Here is a 15065-nt window from a genome sequence, read left to right as displayed (position 1 = left end):
TCATGCATTACCTTCCCCCCAAGGAGTCGAACCATGAACACTCTCGTCAAAGTCGCCCTCCCCGTACTTACCGTCCTGCTCGGCGCCTGCGGCGGCATGCAGGGCTACGGAAGCTCTTCGACGCAGGCGGCAGCACCGGCTGCGCCGCGCGGGGGCGTGCTCGCCAACGCCTCCGGGATGACGCTCTACACCCTGGACCGCGACCCCGCCAACGCGACGAAGAGCACCTGCAACGGGCCCTGCGCGACGAATTGGCCGCCGCTGATGGCCACCGCCACCGACAAGGCCGGCGGCGAGTGGGCGATCGTCACGCGCGACGACGGCGGTCGGCAGTGGGCCTACAAGGGCAAGCCGCTATACCTCTGGGCGAAGGACAGCAAGCCGGGCGACGCGACAGGTGAAGGCGTGAACGGCGTCTGGCACACTGCGAAGCCCTGACCCCGACCGCCCTAGCTACGCACGATGATCCCGCGCGACGCCCTGCTGGCCGAGATTCCACGCCTGCGCCGCTACGCCCGCGCCCTCACGGGCGATGCCGCGCGCGCCGACGATCTCGTCCAGGACACGCTCGAGCGCGCCCTGGTCAAGGGGCGGCTGTGGCGGCCCGGCAACCTCCGCGCATGGCTGCTGACGATGATGCACAACGTCTTCGTCAATCAGTACCATGCCGGCGCCGCGCTCGATTACCGGGCACCGGAGGATCTTCCCGAAGTCGCCGTCCGCGGGCGCCAACTTGACGGCATCGAGATGCGCGACCTCGAACGGGCCTTGCAGCAACTGTCAGTCGAGCACCGCGAAGTCCTGCTCCTCGTCGCGCTGGAGGACCTCAGCTACGAGGAGACGGCGAAAGTCCTCGGCACGCCGGTCGGCACCGTGATGTCGCGCCTGTCGCGGGCCCGCGAACGCCTGCGCCAAGTACTCGACGGACAGGCGGCGCCGGACTATCTGAAGGTGGTGAAATAGCGATGCGACGCCCGATTTGCGAAGACGACCTGCACGCTTGGGCCGATGGCCGACTCGATGCGGCGCGACGTGCGGAAGTCGAGGCCTGGCTCGCGGAAGATCCGGCGCGCGCCGAACGCATCGCCGCCTGGCGCCGCGACAGCGAACGGCTGCACGCCGCTTTCGACCCCATCCTCGACGAGCCCATTCCCGCGCGGCTGCGTGCCGTGGTCGAGCGCAAAGAGCGGCCGCCGATGCTGCGCATGGCGGCAATCGCCGCCTGGGTCATCGTCGGCACCCTGGTGGGCACCGGACTGGGCTACCGGCTCGGCCGCGAAGCGTCGCCCCCCACGGACCCGCTCGCCGTTCTGCCGCGCACCGCCGCAGTCGCCCACGCCGTGTATTCCCCGGAAGTGCGCCACCCCGTCGAAGTGGGCGCCGACCAGCAGCAGCACCTCGTCGCCTGGCTCTCGAAGCGGCTCGGCGCCCCGGTGCACGTGCCTGATCTTTCGGGCGATGGTTTCGCCCTGCTCGGCGGACGCCTGCTCCCCGACACGACGGGCCCCAGCGCCCAATTCATGTACGAAGACGACGGCGGACGACGACTGACGCTCTACGTCAGCATCCGCGACGACGGCCCGGACATCACCGCCTTCCGCTACGCGCAGGAAGGCGAGGTCGGCGTCTTCTACTGGGCCGACGGTCGCTTCGCCTACGCGCTGTCCGGACAGTTCAAGCGCGAGACGCTATTGCCGCTCGCAAACGCGGTGCATCACCAGATCACGCCCTGATCTCCGATCCCAGCGGGCCCCGGACCGCGGAACTTCCGGTCCACCCCCTTGCCGAATCCAAAACGATAAGGCCTGCACCCGAAACACTCCCCATGCTGATCCTGCTCCCCAACGACATCGCCCCCTCGGAAATCACGTCGCGAGACCTCTTCGACAACCGGCGCCGCTTCCTGCAAGCGGCCGGCCTAACGCTCGCCGCCGGTACAGCAACGTGGATGGGCGTCGTTCCCTCGGCCCGCGCCGCGACCAAGCTCGGCCCGCTCGGCCGTTCGCCACTGAGCACCGACGAAGCGCAGACGCCCTACAAGTCGGTGACGACCTACAACAACTACTACGAATTCGGCACCGAAAAGGAAGACCCCGCCGAGAACGCCGGAAAGCTTCAGGTGCGCCCCTGGACCGTGCGGGTCGAAGGCCTCGTCGGCAAACCGCGCACCTTCGACATCGACGATCTGCTCAAGCTCGCGCCACTCGAAGAACGCATCTACCGGCTGAGATGCGTCGAAGCCTGGTCGATGGTCATCCCCTGGCTCGGATTCTCGCTCTCGGCACTCCTCAAGCAGGTCGAACCGCAAGGCAGCGCGAAATATGTCCAGTTTGTCAGCCACTACGATCCGAAGATCATGTTGCGCCGCCCGGTGCTCGACTGGCCCTATACGGAAGGCCTGCGCCTGGACGAAGCGATGCATCCGCTCACGCTCCTCACGCTCGGCCTGTACGGCGAAGTCCTGCCGAACCAGAACGGCGCGCCGGTGCGCGTCGTCATCCCGTGGAAGTACGGCTTCAAGAGCGCGAAATCGATTGTCGCCATCCGCCTCGTCGAGAAAGAGCCTCCGACCGCGTGGAACAAGGCGGCCCCCAGCGAATACGGCTTCTACTCGAACGTCAATCCGCAGGTCGACCACCCGCGCTGGAGCCAGGCGAGCGAGCGCCGCATCGGCGAATTCCGCAAACGCCCGACCCTGACGTTCAACGGCTACGCCGACCAGGTCGCGAGCCTCTACCAGGGCATGGACCTGCGCCGCAACTTCTGACCCGCCCCTTGCCCGACATGAACTTCCGCACCCCGACCGCGACGCAAATCGCCGCCATCAAGGCCCTGCTGTTCGCACTGTGCCTGATGCCGCTCGCCGTCTACATCCAGCGCGGGCTCGACGACGCGCTGGGCGCCAACCCGATCGAAACCATCACGCGCGCGAGCGGCGAATGGACGCTGCGCTTCCTGCTGATCACGCTCGCCGTGACCCCGCTGCGCCGCTTCTGTGGACTCCCCTGGCTGCTGCGTCTGCGCAGAATGCTTGGCCTCTTCACCTTCTTCTACGCCTGCCTGCACGCGACGACCTATTTCTGGCTCGACCAGTTCTTCGACCTGCACGGCATCGCGAAGGACATCCTGAAACGCCCCTTCATCACCGTCGGCTTCTCGGCCTTCGTGCTCCTCGTACCGCTCGCCCTCACGTCGAGCAACTACATGATCCGGCGGCTCGGCGGACGCCGCTGGCAGTCCCTGCATCGCTCGGTGTACGCGATCGGCATCCTCGCCGTCATCCATTACTGGTGGCTCGTGAAGGCCGACATCCTGAAACCGGCGATCTACGCCATCCTGCTTGCAGCCTTGCTAGGGATGCGCGGATGGTGGCGCGAACTGGAACGCCGACGACAACTCGCCGCAGCAGTGCCCCCACCCCCGCTACGCGGCAAGGTCATCCCGCTGGCGGTCAGAGCGCCGCGACAAACCTGACATACGCAGAAAACCAGCGACAGGGACGCCGTCGACGTCGCGAAGCAAATAATCCAGGAAGCCCTAGCCTCCGCCGTGCCGTGTTTCGTGCTGAGGCGTCCGCTTGCGCCAACGAAGCGCGAAATGCGGCACGGCGGAGGCGGTTCGAAGCCCCTCACGCCACCGCGAAACGATCAGCCCTGCTTCGCCCGAATCGCGTTCTTCGGCCGGAAAGCCTTGATCACCGTCTCATCGGTCTCGATATAAGGCCCACCAATGAGATCGATGCAATAAGGAATCGCAGCAAAGATGCCGACATGGCTCACAGAACCATCCGGCGCACGCAAGCCTTCCAGCGTCTCGCGAATCGACTTCGGCTGCCCCGGCAGATTCACGATCAGGCACTTGCCGCGGATCACCGCCACCTGCCGCGACAAAATCGCCGTCGGCACGAAATTCAGGCTGATCCGGCGCATCTCCTCGCCAAAGCCCGGCATCTCCTTCTCGCCCACCGCCAGCGTCGCCTCCGGCGTCACATCGCGGGGCGCCGGCCCCGTGCCGCCGGTCGTCAGGATCAGCGAACAACCGGCCGTATCGGCCAGATCCATCAGCGTCCGCTCGATCAACGGGCGCTCATCCGGAATCAAGCGCGTCTCAGCCTTCCATGGCGTCGTCAGCGCGCGCCCCAACCAGTCACGCAGAGCAGGAATCCCCTGATCTTCATACGTGCCGTCCGAAGCACGATCGCTGATCGAAACGAGGCCAATGGTGATTTCGTCGCTCATGAGCTTTCCTGTCACTCAGTCTTCGGATTCGTCGTCCACGTCGCCCGCATCCGGCCCGCCGGCAGCCCCGGCATCCAGATCGCGCAGCACACGGAAAATCTCGCGGAACGCGCGCGGCGGCTTGTTCAGCTCGCGCTCCTTCAGCGCATTGCGCCGCAGTGTGCGCAACTGCTGGAAATCGGCCCCCGGCCACAGCTCGCCGATTGCCTGCAGCGTCTTCTCGTCCTCGATCAGGTCCGCACGCAACTTCTCGAGGCGATGCTGGCGTGCGATCTCCGCCTTCGACACCCCGTTGAAGACCTCCAACTGGGCGATGATCGGCTCCGGATCGACGGTGCGCATCAGCTTGCCGACATACTGCATCTGCCGCCGCCGCGCCTCATGCTTCGTCATGCGCTTGGCCTCGCGCACCGCGTCGGCGAGCGACTCCGGCATCGGCACCTTCTTCAGCTGGTCCAGCGACAAGGCCACCAGCTGTTCGCCCAGATCCTGCAGCGCATGCATGTCGCGCTTGCGCTGGCTCTTGCTGGGCGGCTCCGTACCGGCGTCATCGCCCGGATACGTTTTGTCATGGTCGTCGTGGATCATCAAAAGTACAGTCGGAAGGAACGGGGTAAGATTATAGCCTTTGCTAACCGGTCTCCCGCCCATGTCCGATCAAGGCTTCTCCTTCTCCGCCAGCCAGCTTCAGGAAATGGCCGGCAACATTCTCGATTACGCCCGGAAGCGCGGCGCGACCGCGTGCGAAACCGACGTCTCCGAGGGCTTCGGCCACTCCGCGACGGTGCGCAAGGGCGAAGTCGACACCATCGAATACAACCGCGACAAGGGCATCGGCGTCACCGTCTATCTGGGCCAGCAGCGCGGCCACGCCAGCACCTCCGATTTCACCCGCGATGCGCTCGAAGCGACCGTCGACGCGGCCCTGTCGATCGCTCGCTTCACCGCACCCGACCCCTGCGCCGGACTCGCGGACGCCGCGCTGATGGCACGCGACTGCCCGGACCTCGACCTCTACCACCCTTGGCGCCCGAGCGTCGAAGACTCCATCATCACCGCCCGCCGGTGCGAGGAAGCCGCCTTCGCCGTCAGCCCCAAGATCACCAACTCTGAAGGCGCGAGCGTCTCCACGCAGGAGTCGCACTTCGTCTCCGCCAACAGCGCCGGCTTCATGGGCGGCTACGCCAGCTCGCGCCACAGCGTCTCATGCTCGGTGATCGCGGGTGAAGGCGACGGCATGCAGCGCGAATACTGGTACGACAGCCGTCGCGACGCGTCCGAACTGATGGCTGCCGATGCCGTCGGCCAGCGTGCGGCCGAACGGGCGCTGGCCCGCCTGGGCGCACGCAAGATCAAGACCTGCGAAGCCCCGGTGCTCTTCGAAGCCCCCCTCGCCGTCGCCCTCATCGGCAATTTCGTCCACGCCACGAGCGGCGGCTCGCTGTACCGCAAGTCCTCCTTCCTCCTCGATAGCCTCGGCCAGCCGGTGTTCTCGCCGATCGTCAATATCTCGGAACGTCCGCACGTGCCGAAGGCGTTCGGATCAAGCCCCTTCGACAGCGACGGCGTCGCCACGCACGACCGGGACGTCGTCGTCGATGGCATCCTGCGGGGCTACTTCCTCTCCACCTACTCCGCCCGCAAGCTCGGCCTTCAGACCACCGGCAACGCCGGCGGATCGCACAACCTGATCGTGCGCAGCGGCGACATGGACTTCGCCGCGCTCGTCAAACACATGGAGCGCGGTCTCGTCGTGACCGAGCTCCTCGGCCACGGCGTCAATTACGTCACCGGCGACTACTCGCGCGGCGCCGCAGGCTTCTGGGTCGAAAAGGGGAAGATCAAGCACCCCGTCGAGGAAATCACCATCGCGGGCAATCTGCGCGACATGTTCCGCGGCATCGTCGCGATCGGCAACGACGCCCTGCCGCGCGGCGCCAAGCACTGCGGTTCGCTCCTGATCGAACGCATGAAGATCGCCGGAAACTGAAGCTGGACGCGCTCCACGACAAGATCGGCACGATGGGAAAACCCCAATAGCTCGTCGTGCTTGCGCTCGGCTATCGTTCCGCGGCCTTGTGAATAAATCCGTCAAACCAAACGAGGAGGAGAGTATGGAGCGTCGTTCGTTTCTGAGAAGAGCCGGTGTCGGTCTCGCCGCCGGCGCAGGTCTGGCCGCCACGTCGGCCCGTGCGGCCGAACTGCCGGCGATCAAGTGGCGGCTCGCATCGAGCTTCCCGAAGAGCCTGGACACCATCTACGGTGCAGCTGAAGTCGTTGCAAAGCGCGTCTCCGACGCCACCGGCGGCAAGTTCCAGATCCAGATCTTCGCTGCCGGCGAACTCGTCCCCGGACCGGGCGTCCTCGATGCAGTGAAGGACGGCACGGTCGAAATCGGCCACTCGGCGTCCTACTACTTCGTCGGCAAGGACCCCACCTTCGCGTTTGACACCTCGATCCCCTTCGGTCTCAATAGCCGCCAGCAAACCGCCTGGATGTATGACGGCGGCGGGCTCCAACTGCTGCGCGAGTTCTTCAAGGAATACAACATCTACAACATCCCCTGCGGCAACACGGGCGCCCAGATGGGCGGCTGGTTCCGCAAGGAGATCAAGACCGTCAAGGATCTCGAAGGCCTCAAGTTCCGCGTCGGCGGCTTTGCCGGCCAGGTGCTCGCCAAAGTCGGCGTCGTGCCGCAGCAGATTCCCGGCGGCGACATCTACCCCGCGCTCGAAAAGGGCACCATCGACGCCGCCGAATGGGTCGGCCCGTACGACGACCAGAAGCTCGGCTTCAACAAGGTCGCCAAGTACTACTACTACCCGGGCTGGTGGGAAGGCGGTCCGCAACTGAGCGTCTATGTGAACGACAAGCAGTGGGCCAGCCTGCCGAAGGAATATCAGACCATCCTCGAGGATGCCTGCGCCTTCGCCCACACCGAGATGCAGGCACGTTACGACGCGAAGAACCCGACCGCGCTGAAGCAACTCGTCGGCTCCGGCACCCAGCTGCGCCCCTTCCCGAACGACGTCATGGCCGCCTGCTACAAGGCCGCCAACGAACTCTACGAGGAAACCGCGGCGAAGAACCCGAAGTTCAAGAAGATTTACGACGCGTTCAAGAAATTCCGGGACGACCAGCTGCAGTGGTTCGCAGTGGCCGAAAACCGCTTCGACAACTTCATGCAGGCCGCACGCGCCGCCACGGCGAAGAAGTAAGCCTTCGCGGCCCCTGACAATCCCTGCGTCGCCCACAAGGCACGCAGGGATTTTTTTATGGCTCAGAACCTTCCAGGCTTCCGGGGGACAGGAGCCGAAAAAAAGCCCGCGACCAGTGCGGGCTTCTTGTCGCGTCGAACCAGATGCAGCCTACTTCTGCTGCTCCTTTAACGCCTTCTCGAGCGCCTTCGTGGCGTCATCCTCGCCAGCAGGCGGCGCCTCACCTCCCTTCGCACCTTCGCCGCCGTCGATGATCACCGGCTCCTCGGGCATGGACGAATCCGCGGGCACCTCGATCTGGATGTCCTCGACGTTAACCTTCACCTCCTCGCCAAGGCCCATCGTGACCAGCTTCGGGAACAGGATCACCAGCGCCACCATGATGACCTGGATCAGCACGAAAGGCACGGCCCCCCAGTAGATCTGCATCGTCGTGATCGGCGCCGTCAGTTTGCCCGTGACCTTGTCCAGGAACTCCCGTGCCGGCGCAACACTGCGCAGGTAGAACAGCGCAAAGCCGAACGGCGGGTGCATGAAGGACGTCTGCATGTTCACGCCCAGCAGCACGCCGAACCAGATCAGATCGATCCCGAGCTTTTCCGCGACCGGCCCGAGCAGCGGCACGACGATGAAGGACAGCTCGAAGAAGTCGAGGAAGAAGGCGAGGAAGAAGATCATGATGTTCACCACGATCAGAAAACCCACCTGCCCACCCGGCAGATTCAGCAACAGCTCCTCGACCCAGCGATGGCCATCGACGCCATAGAAGGTCAGGCTGAATACCCGTGCACCGACTAGGATGAACACGACGAAGGACGTCAGCTTCAACGTCGAGTTCATCGCCTGTTCCATCAGATTCCGCGACAACTTGCCCCGCGAGACCGCCATGATCAGCGCGCCGGTCGCCCCCATCGCACCGCCTTCGGTCGGCGTCGCGATGCCGAGGAAGATCGTGCCCAACACCAGGAAGATCAACGCGAGCGGCGGGATCAGCACGAACGTGACGCGCTCCGCAAGCCGTGACAGCAGGCCGAGTTTGAGCACCTTGTTGGCCACGGCGGCGACGAAGGCCACGCCAATGCCCACCAGCATGCACACCACGATCAACTCGTCGGTCGGCGTGTCGTCCGGACGGGTCCGAGCAAACGCCACTGCCGCAATCACCGACAGAATCGTAAGCACCAGCAAGGACGCGCCACCGCCCTTGCCATTCGGCTCGCGAAAGATACGTGCCTCAGGCGGCAGCGCTGGCGCCCGCGTCGGGCGGAAGATGGTGACGAGGATCACGAAGCCGACATACAGCCCGGTCAACACGAAACCCGGAATGAACGCCCCCTTGTACATGTCACCGACGGAGCGCCCAAGCTGGTCGGCCATGATGATCAGCACCAGCGACGGCGGGATGATCTGCGCCAGCGTCCCCGAAGCCGCGATCACACCCGACGCCAGACGCCGGTCGTAGCCGTAGCGCAACATGATGGGCAGCGAGATCAGGCCCATCGAGATCACCGACGCCGCAACGACGCCGGTGGTCGCCGCCAGCAGTGCGCCGACGAAGATCACCGCGAAGGCGAGACCACCGCGAATCGGGCCGAAAAGCTGTCCGATCGTTTCGAGCAGATCCTCGGCCATACCGGATCGCTCAAGTATCAATCCCATGAAGGTGAAGAACGGGATCGCAAGCAAGGTGTCATTGCTCATCACCCCGAAGATCCGTTCCGGCATTGCACGGAACAATTCCGACTGGAGCAAACCCAGTTCGATGCCGACCAGACCGAAGACAATGCCGTTGGCCGCCAGCGCAAAGGCCACCGGATAGCCGAGCAACAGGAAGATGACCATGGCGCCGAAGATGATCGGCGCCATGTTATGGGCGAAAAATTCAAGCATTATTCTTCGCCTCCTGCGCCTTGCGGAGCTCTTCGATCAGATTTTCCTCTGCAGTCGGCAAGTCATGCCGCTCGGTCGGATCCGGGATCAGGCCCTGGAGGACGGCGATGCGCTTGATCAACTCGGAAAGCCCTTGCAGGCCCAGCAGGATAAAGCCGACCGGCACGAGCAGCTTGGCGGGCCACAAGGTCAGGCCACCGGCGTTGGCCGACACCTCGCCCGAGGCGAATGAACGCATGAACCACGGCACCGACAGCCAGACCATCATCCCGCACAACGGCAGCAGGAAGAACAGCGTGCCGAAAATCTCGATCTTGTGCTGCGTGCGCTTCGAAAACCGCCCCGAGAGCACGTCGATGCGCACGTGCTCGTTGTGTCGCAAGGTGTAAGCCGCGCCGAGCAGGAAAACACCGGAAAACAGATACCACTGGATTTCAAGGAATGCGTTCGAACTGACGTTGAACGCCTTGCGAACGACCGCATTGATGGCACTGATCAGGACCGCGATCAGAACCAGCCAGATCGCGCTCCGGCCGATCCGCTCGTTCAGCGCGTCGATCAGATTCGACAGCTTGATTAATGATGACACCCGTCTCCTCCCTTGCAGTCTAGAATTGATGTCTGCGCCCCTGCTGGCTCAGGACGCATTTTCTTAGCGTGAAATTATCCCTGACACCCTGCCGGCGTAAATCAGGGGAAACGCTAGGAGAGCCCCTCCACCGGAGCATTGCCAGCGGCCCTCTACGGCCGCAATGCACGCACAACAATAGCGCATGATCATTCTGCCGGAACAGCACGTCATGAAGACTCGCCTTTGCCTCGTCCGACACGGGGAAACCGCCTGGAACACCGAACAACGCCTGCAAGGCCACCTCGACATCCCCCTGAACCCGACCGGCGAAGCGCAGGCGCTTGCGACCGCCGCCAGCCTCGCGACGGAGCACTTCGCGGCGGTGTATTGCAGCGACCTGCAACGCGCCAAGCAGACCGCCGCGGCGATCGCCCGTCAACGCAAGAGCAGGATCGAATACCAGCCCCACCTGCGCGAACGTCATTACGGCCACTTCCAGGGGCTCACTTACGCCGAAGCCGAAGCCCGTTTCCCCGAGGACTACCGCCGCTTCAAGCAGCGTGACCCGGAATTCACCTTTCCCGGCGGCGGCGAAAGCCTCGCCGGCTTCGCACAACGCATCGCCGACGTCCTCGCCCAGGTAGCCGCCAGGCATCGCGGCGAGCAGGCGCTGATCGTCACCCATGGCGGCGTGCTCGACATCGTGCACCGCCTGGCATCCGGCAAGCCGCTCGACACCCCGCGCGACTTCACGATCCCGAATGCCGCGCTCAACTGGATCGAGTACGACGGATCGCACTGGCAGCTCATCAGCTGGGCCGACCAACGCCACCTCGAAGCCACCCGCGACGAGCTTCCGAACGCCTGACCGACGGCGGATTGGCATGCCGACTGGCGGTGCATGTTAATATTCGCCTTTGAACCCACCCCATCGAGACTGTTTTCATGTTCTCTGCGCAAGACACCCTCGCCAAGGTCGATCCCGAAGTTTCGGCCGCCATTCAAGCTGAAAATCGCCGTCAGGAAGATCACATCGAACTGATCGCGTCGGAAAACTACGTTTCCCACGCCGTGATGGAAGCGCAGGGTTCGCAGCTCACCAACAAGTACGCCGAAGGCTATCCCGGCAAGCGCTACTACGGCGGCTGCGAGCATGTCGACGTCGTCGAGCAGATCGCCATCGACCGCCTGAAGAAACTCTTCGGTGCCGACGCCGCGAATGTGCAGCCGAACTCCGGCTCGCAGGCCAACCAGGCCGTGCTGATGGCCTTCGCCAAGCCCGGCGACACGATCATGGGCATGAGCCTCGCCGAAGGCGGTCACCTGACCCACGGCATGCCGCTCAACATGTCCGGCAAGTGGTTCAACGTCGTCGCCTACGGCCTGAACGACAAGGAAGAGATCGACTACGAGCAGATGGAGCGCCTCGCGCGCGAGCACAAGCCGCGCATCATCATCGCCGGCGCTTCCGCTTACTCGCTGCGCATCGACTTCGAACGCTTCGCGAAGATCGCGAAGGAAATCGGCGCGATTTTCTGGGTCGACATGGCCCACTACGCCGGCCTGATCGCCGCGGGCTACTACCCGAACCCCGTGCCGCATGCCGACGTCGTCACCTCGACCACGCACAAGACGCTGCGCGGCCCCCGCGGCGGCATCATCCTGATGAAGGCCGAGCACGAGAAGGCCATCAACTCGGCGATCTTCCCGGGCCTGCAAGGCGGCCCGCTGATGCACGTCATCGCCGGCAAGGCCGTGGCGTTCAAGGAAGCCGCAACGCCGCAGTTCCGCAACTACCAGGAACAGGTCATCGCCAACGCCCGCGTCATGGCGCGCGTGCTTGGCGAAGAGCGCGGCCTGCGCATCATCTCCGGCCGCACCGAAAGCCACGTGTTCCTTGTCGACCTGCGTTCGAAGAACATCACCGGCAAGGCCGCTGAAGCCGTGCTCGGCGCTGCCCACATCACCGTCAACAAGAACTCGATCCCGAAGGACCCGGAAAAGCCCTTCGTCACCTCCGGCATCCGCATCGGCTCGCCGGCGATGACCACCCGCGGCTTCACCGAGATCGAAGCCGAGCAGATCGCACACCTGATCGCCGACGTGCTCGACGCGCCTGACGACGCAGCGGTTCTCGAACGCGTTCGTGGCAAAGTTGCCGAGCTGTGCGCGCGTCACCCCGTCTACGGCAAGTAAGTGACAGCCAGCCACATTTCGATGGCTGAAGACCGGGGCGTGCCGACCAAGAGCGGCACGCCCCGCTTTCTTTCCGCGTGAGTTCGACAGGGCCTCGCGACCATGAAATGCCCCTTCTGCGGCGACCCGAACACCCAGGTCACCGACACCCGTGAGAACGAGGACGGCGAAGTCGTCCGCCGCCGCCGCCGCTGCGCGAAGTGCGACAAGCGCTTCACGACCTACGAGCGCATCGACCTGAAGATGCCGCACATCATCAAGCGCAACGGCATCCGCACCGAATTCGATCATGCGAAGCTCTCGAGCAGCATGAAGCTCGCCCTGCGCAAGCGCCCCGTGTCGCTCGACGCGCTCGAAGCCTCGATCGACCGCATCGAGGCAAAGCTGCTGTCGATGGGCGAGACCGAAGTGCCCAGCGAAAAAATCGGCGAACTCGTGATGCGCGAACTCAAGCGGCTCGACAAGGTCGCCTACATCCGCTTTGCGTCGGTCTATCGCAACTTCGCCGATGTCGACGAATTCTCCGAAGTCATCCGCGAAGTGAAATCGCGGCCGAAGCGCCGCGGGACCGACTCCACTCCGAATTCCGAGAATGACCTTTTCGGCAACTGATCACCGCGCCATGGCGCGCGCCCTCGAACTCGCAGCGCTCGGCCTCGACACCACCAGCCCCAATCCACGTGTCGGCTGCGTATTGATGCGCGACGGCCAAGTCGTCGGCGAAGGCTGGCACCGGCGCGCCGGCGAAGCGCACGCCGAGATCGAGGCCCTGCGCATGGCAGGCGAGGCCGCACGCGGCGCGACCGCCTACGTCACGCTCGAACCCTGTGCCCATCACGGCCGCACGCCGCCCTGCGCGGACGCCCTCATCGCCGCGGGCGTCGCCTCGGTCGTGGCGGCGATGGAAGACCCGAATCCACTGGTCGCCGGTGGAGGCCTCGAGCGCCTGCGCGCGGCGGGCATTCCCGCGACGGCGGGCCTGATGGCCGACGACGCCCGCGAGCTCAATATCGGCTTCGTGTCCCGCATGACGCGCGGTCGGCCGTGGCTGCGGCTCAAGGCCGCCGGCACGCTAGACGGCAAGACGGCGCTGAACAATGGCGTCAGCCAATGGATCACCGGCGAGGCTGCCCGCCGCGACGGCCATCGCTGGCGCGCACGCGCCTGCGCGATCCTGACGGGCATCGGCACGGTGCGCGAAGACGATCCGCAACTCACGGTCCGCGCGATCCCCTGTGAGCGCCAGCCCGCGCGGGTGCTCGTCGACGCGCGGCTCGAAGTCCCGCTGTCGGCAAAGATCCTGCAAGGCGGCACGACGCTGATCGCCGCCGCCACCGGCGACAAGGCGAAGATCGCCGAGCTGGCTGCGCGGGGCGTCGAGGTCGTGATGCTGCCGAACCCGCAGGGCAAGGTCGATTTGCCGGCCCTGATGTCGGAACTTGGCCGCAGGGGCTTCAACGAGGTCCACGCCGAGGCCGGTTTCAGGCTCAATGGCTCGCTGCTGCGCGAAGGCTGCGTCGACGAACTGCTGCTCTATCTCGCGCCGATGCTGGTTGGCGATACCGCACAAGGCCTGTTCAATCTCACCGAACTGACCCGCCTCGACCAGGCCGTCCGGCTCGACATCCGCGACTTGCGTCGCATCGGCGAAGACCTGCGACTCGTCGCGCGCCCGCGCCGAACCTGACGATTCCGACTCAGTTCAGCTCAGTTGTCAGTTGTCGCGAGTGCCGCACACGGCGCAGCCCGGATCGCGCCCGAGCGTCACACTGCGCCATTCCATCGCCAGACCGTCGAGCAGCAACAGACGCCCATCCAGGGTCGTTCCGCATCCCACCAGCAACTTCAACGCTTCGGCAGCCTGGGTGGCGCCGATGATGCCGGTCAGCGGCGCGAAGACGCCCATGACGGCGCAGCGGATCTCCTCGACGTCCAGCCCCTCGGGGAACAGGCAGTGATAACAGGGACTGTCCGCCTGACGCAGGTCGAATACCGAGACCTGACCGTCGAAACGGATCGCCGCACCGGAAACCAGTGGTTTGCGGAAGCGGACGCAAGCGCGATTGATCGCATGGCGGGTCGCGAAATTGTCCGAGCAATCGAGCACGACGTCGGCGGCGGCCACTTGCGCCTCCAGCGCCTCGGCTTCGAGACGCTGCGCGAGCGTCTCCACGCGCGTCTGCGGATTGAGCCGTAGCAGCGTATCCCGCCCGGACTCGACCTTCGGCCGACCGACGCCTTCGGCGCTGTGCAGGATCTGGCGCTGCAGGTTCGTCAGATCCACCGTATCGCCGTCACACAGCACGAGTGTGCCCACACCGGCCGCAGCCAAGTACATCGCCGCGGGAGAGCCTAACCCGCCCGCTCCGACGATCAGCACCCGCCCCGCAAGAATGGCTTCCTGCCCCTCCACGCCGATTTCCGGGAGGAGGATGTGGCGGCTGTAGCGCAGCAATTGATCGTCATTCATCAGGGGATAGGCTTCACTTGTAATCGCGGATTTCGGGTGGGGTGTCGTCGTGATCGCCGTGCAGGTGATGGTCGTACGCCTGGATATAGACCTCGTTCGACTTCTTGATCAGGCGCTCCGGCGATTCGAGATTATGGCGCTGCGTTTCCTCGCAGAAGTACACGACTGCACGCACCAGCTTGGCGTACAGCGTATTCTCGAGGTGGAAGCCGGCGTCGGAAAGCGCGTTCTCCAGCGTCTCGAGCGAATAGTCGAGTATGGAATATGAAACGCGCAGGACGTGAGGCCTTGATGTGCGCTCGACCTGCAACTCCCTCAGGATGCCGAGCGACACGATCGCCCGCTCGAGCTGCCCGGGCGGCCGGGGCGCGAAGCGAATCTCGCGTTCCTTGCGCAACCCGGCTGCGGCGACGGGGTGGTCATGATGTCTGCCGGCCAGCCTGTATGCTGTTTCGCGCCGCATCACGACCTCCCCTTGTCAC

17 protein-coding genes are annotated in these 15065 nt (G+C 64.8%); 11 read left to right on the top strand and 6 right to left on the bottom strand.

Going from position 1 to position 15065, the window contains the following annotated elements; translation table 11 throughout:
• Nucleotides 1-33: 33 nt before the first annotated feature.
• The 5 genes from AZKH_RS05050 (at nt 34) to AZKH_RS05030 (ending at nt 3474) form a co-directional block, all read left to right on the top strand.
• A complete protein-coding gene (locus tag AZKH_RS05050) occupies nt 34-438 on the top strand; it encodes a hypothetical protein (RefSeq protein WP_015434665.1) in 405 nt (134 codons plus the stop codon).
• A gap of 24 nt (nt 439-462) precedes the next feature.
• Nucleotides 463-963: a sigma-70 family RNA polymerase sigma factor gene (locus AZKH_RS05045; protein WP_015434664.1), complete on the top strand. Its 501-nt coding sequence runs from the start codon at nt 463-465 to the stop codon at nt 961-963.
• A 2-nt stretch (nt 964-965) separates the two neighbouring features.
• Nucleotides 966-1733 carry an anti-sigma factor gene (locus tag AZKH_RS05040; RefSeq protein ID WP_015434663.1) on the top strand — a complete coding sequence of 256 codons (768 nt, stop codon included), beginning with the start codon at nt 966-968 and terminating at the stop codon, nt 1731-1733.
• A gap of 92 nt (nt 1734-1825) precedes the next feature.
• Entirely contained in the window at nt 1826-2767 is a 942-nt protein-coding gene (gene msrP, locus AZKH_RS05035; protein ID WP_015434662.1) for a protein-methionine-sulfoxide reductase catalytic subunit MsrP, read from the top strand.
• Between the two features lie 17 nt (nt 2768-2784).
• Complete coding sequence (locus AZKH_RS05030) at nt 2785-3474, top strand: sulfite oxidase heme-binding subunit YedZ (RefSeq protein WP_015434661.1); 690 nt, start codon at nt 2785-2787, stop codon at nt 3472-3474.
• Nucleotides 3475-3647: 173 nt separating this feature from the next.
• On the opposite strand, the gene mog is transcribed toward AZKH_RS05030, so the two are convergent.
• Nucleotides 3648-4238, bottom strand: a complete 591-nt coding sequence (gene mog, locus AZKH_RS05025; protein ID WP_015434660.1) for a molybdopterin adenylyltransferase — start codon at nt 4236-4238, stop codon at nt 3648-3650.
• Between the two features lie 15 nt (nt 4239-4253).
• On the bottom strand, nt 4254-4826 hold the full coding sequence (gene yjgA / locus AZKH_RS05020; RefSeq protein ID WP_015434659.1) for a ribosome biogenesis factor YjgA: 573 nt from the start codon (nt 4824-4826) through the stop codon (nt 4254-4256).
• 61 nt (nt 4827-4887) lie between these two features.
• Here yjgA and pmbA point away from each other — a divergent pair, with 61 nt between their 5' ends.
• Both pmbA and AZKH_RS05010 read left to right on the top strand, forming a co-directional pair.
• Entirely contained in the window at nt 4888-6228 is a 1341-nt protein-coding gene (gene pmbA, locus AZKH_RS05015; protein ID WP_015434658.1) for a metalloprotease PmbA, read from the top strand.
• 124 nt (nt 6229-6352) lie between these two features.
• Nucleotides 6353-7456, top strand: a complete 1104-nt coding sequence (locus AZKH_RS05010) for a TRAP transporter substrate-binding protein (RefSeq protein ID WP_015434657.1) — start codon at nt 6353-6355, stop codon at nt 7454-7456.
• A gap of 150 nt (nt 7457-7606) precedes the next feature.
• On the opposite strand, the gene AZKH_RS05005 is transcribed toward AZKH_RS05010, so the two are convergent.
• Nucleotides 7607-9346, bottom strand: a complete 1740-nt coding sequence (locus AZKH_RS05005) for a TRAP transporter large permease subunit (RefSeq protein ID WP_015434656.1) — start codon at nt 9344-9346, stop codon at nt 7607-7609.
• Nucleotides 9339-9935 (bottom strand): TRAP transporter small permease subunit, encoded by a 597-nt coding sequence (locus AZKH_RS05000; protein ID WP_015434655.1) that lies wholly within the window; start codon nt 9933-9935, stop codon nt 9339-9341. The genes AZKH_RS05005 and AZKH_RS05000 overlap by 8 nt, the downstream gene beginning before the upstream one ends.
• A 211-nt stretch (nt 9936-10146) precedes the next feature.
• On the opposite strand from AZKH_RS05000, the gene AZKH_RS04995 reads away from it, so the two are divergent.
• The 4 genes from AZKH_RS04995 (at nt 10147) to ribD (ending at nt 13800) form a co-directional block, all read left to right on the top strand.
• Nucleotides 10147-10785, top strand: a complete 639-nt coding sequence (locus tag AZKH_RS04995; RefSeq protein WP_041656901.1) for a histidine phosphatase family protein — start codon at nt 10147-10149, stop codon at nt 10783-10785.
• 77 nt (nt 10786-10862) lie between these two features.
• Nucleotides 10863-12113 (top strand): serine hydroxymethyltransferase, encoded by a 1251-nt coding sequence (glyA, locus tag AZKH_RS04990; RefSeq protein WP_015434653.1) that lies wholly within the window; start codon nt 10863-10865, stop codon nt 12111-12113.
• A 102-nt stretch (nt 12114-12215) separates the two neighbouring features.
• Nucleotides 12216-12725 (top strand): transcriptional regulator NrdR, encoded by a 510-nt coding sequence (gene nrdR / locus AZKH_RS04985; protein ID WP_015434652.1) that lies wholly within the window; start codon nt 12216-12218, stop codon nt 12723-12725.
• Nucleotides 12706-13800, top strand: coding sequence for a bifunctional diaminohydroxyphosphoribosylaminopyrimidine deaminase/5-amino-6-(5-phosphoribosylamino)uracil reductase RibD (gene ribD, locus AZKH_RS04980; protein ID WP_041655928.1), 1095 nt, complete (start codon nt 12706-12708; stop codon nt 13798-13800). The genes nrdR and ribD overlap by 20 nt, the downstream gene beginning before the upstream one ends.
• Before the next feature lie 27 nt (nt 13801-13827).
• Here the strand turns inward: ribD and AZKH_RS04975 are convergent, their stop codons facing one another.
• Both AZKH_RS04975 and AZKH_RS04970 read right to left on the bottom strand, forming a co-directional pair.
• Entirely contained in the window at nt 13828-14583 is a 756-nt protein-coding gene (locus tag AZKH_RS04975; protein WP_015434650.1) for a molybdopterin-synthase adenylyltransferase MoeB, read from the bottom strand.
• Between the two features lie 13 nt (nt 14584-14596).
• On the bottom strand, nt 14597-15046 hold the full coding sequence (locus tag AZKH_RS04970) for a hypothetical protein (RefSeq protein WP_015434649.1): 450 nt from the start codon (nt 15044-15046) through the stop codon (nt 14597-14599).
• Nucleotides 15047-15065: the final 19 nt, after the last annotated feature.

The organism is Azoarcus sp. KH32C (assembly GCF_000349945.1).
In the GTDB taxonomy this organism is placed as follows: Bacteria; Pseudomonadota; Gammaproteobacteria; order Burkholderiales; family Rhodocyclaceae; genus Aromatoleum.
This window is presented reverse-complemented; position numbering and strand designations above follow the sequence as displayed.

Bases quoted from the DNA above. Each gene is read 5' to 3' on its own strand.
- AZKH_RS05030 (WP_015434661.1), top strand. From the start codon at position 2,785: ATGAACTTCCGCACCCCGACCGCGACGCAAATCGCCGCCATCAAGGCC.
- AZKH_RS05005 (WP_015434656.1), bottom strand. From the start codon at position 9,346: ATGCTTGAATTTTTCGCCCATAACATGGCGCCGATCATCTTCGGCGCC.
- AZKH_RS05045 (WP_015434664.1), top strand. From the start codon at position 463: ATGATCCCGCGCGACGCCCTGCTGGCCGAGATTCCACGCCTGCGCCGC.
- yjgA (WP_015434659.1), bottom strand. From the start codon at position 4,826: ATGATCCACGACGACCATGACAAAACGTATCCGGGCGATGACGCCGGT.
- mog (WP_015434660.1), bottom strand. From the start codon at position 4,238: ATGAGCGACGAAATCACCATTGGCCTCGTTTCGATCAGCGATCGTGCT.
- glyA (WP_015434653.1), top strand. From the start codon at position 10,863: ATGTTCTCTGCGCAAGACACCCTCGCCAAGGTCGATCCCGAAGTTTCG.
- ribD (WP_041655928.1), top strand. From the start codon at position 12,706: ATGACCTTTTCGGCAACTGATCACCGCGCCATGGCGCGCGCCCTCGAA.
- pmbA (WP_015434658.1), top strand. From the start codon at position 4,888: ATGTCCGATCAAGGCTTCTCCTTCTCCGCCAGCCAGCTTCAGGAAATG.
- nrdR (WP_015434652.1), top strand. From the start codon at position 12,216: ATGAAATGCCCCTTCTGCGGCGACCCGAACACCCAGGTCACCGACACC.
- AZKH_RS05040 (WP_015434663.1), top strand. From the start codon at position 966: ATGCGACGCCCGATTTGCGAAGACGACCTGCACGCTTGGGCCGATGGC.
- msrP (WP_015434662.1), top strand. From the start codon at position 1,826: ATGCTGATCCTGCTCCCCAACGACATCGCCCCCTCGGAAATCACGTCG.
- AZKH_RS04970 (WP_015434649.1), bottom strand. From the start codon at position 15,046: ATGCGGCGCGAAACAGCATACAGGCTGGCCGGCAGACATCATGACCAC.
- AZKH_RS05050 (WP_015434665.1), top strand. From the start codon at position 34: ATGAACACTCTCGTCAAAGTCGCCCTCCCCGTACTTACCGTCCTGCTC.
- AZKH_RS05010 (WP_015434657.1), top strand. From the start codon at position 6,353: ATGGAGCGTCGTTCGTTTCTGAGAAGAGCCGGTGTCGGTCTCGCCGCC.
- AZKH_RS04995 (WP_041656901.1), top strand. From the start codon at position 10,147: ATGAAGACTCGCCTTTGCCTCGTCCGACACGGGGAAACCGCCTGGAAC.
- AZKH_RS04975 (WP_015434650.1), bottom strand. From the start codon at position 14,583: ATGAATGACGATCAATTGCTGCGCTACAGCCGCCACATCCTCCTCCCG.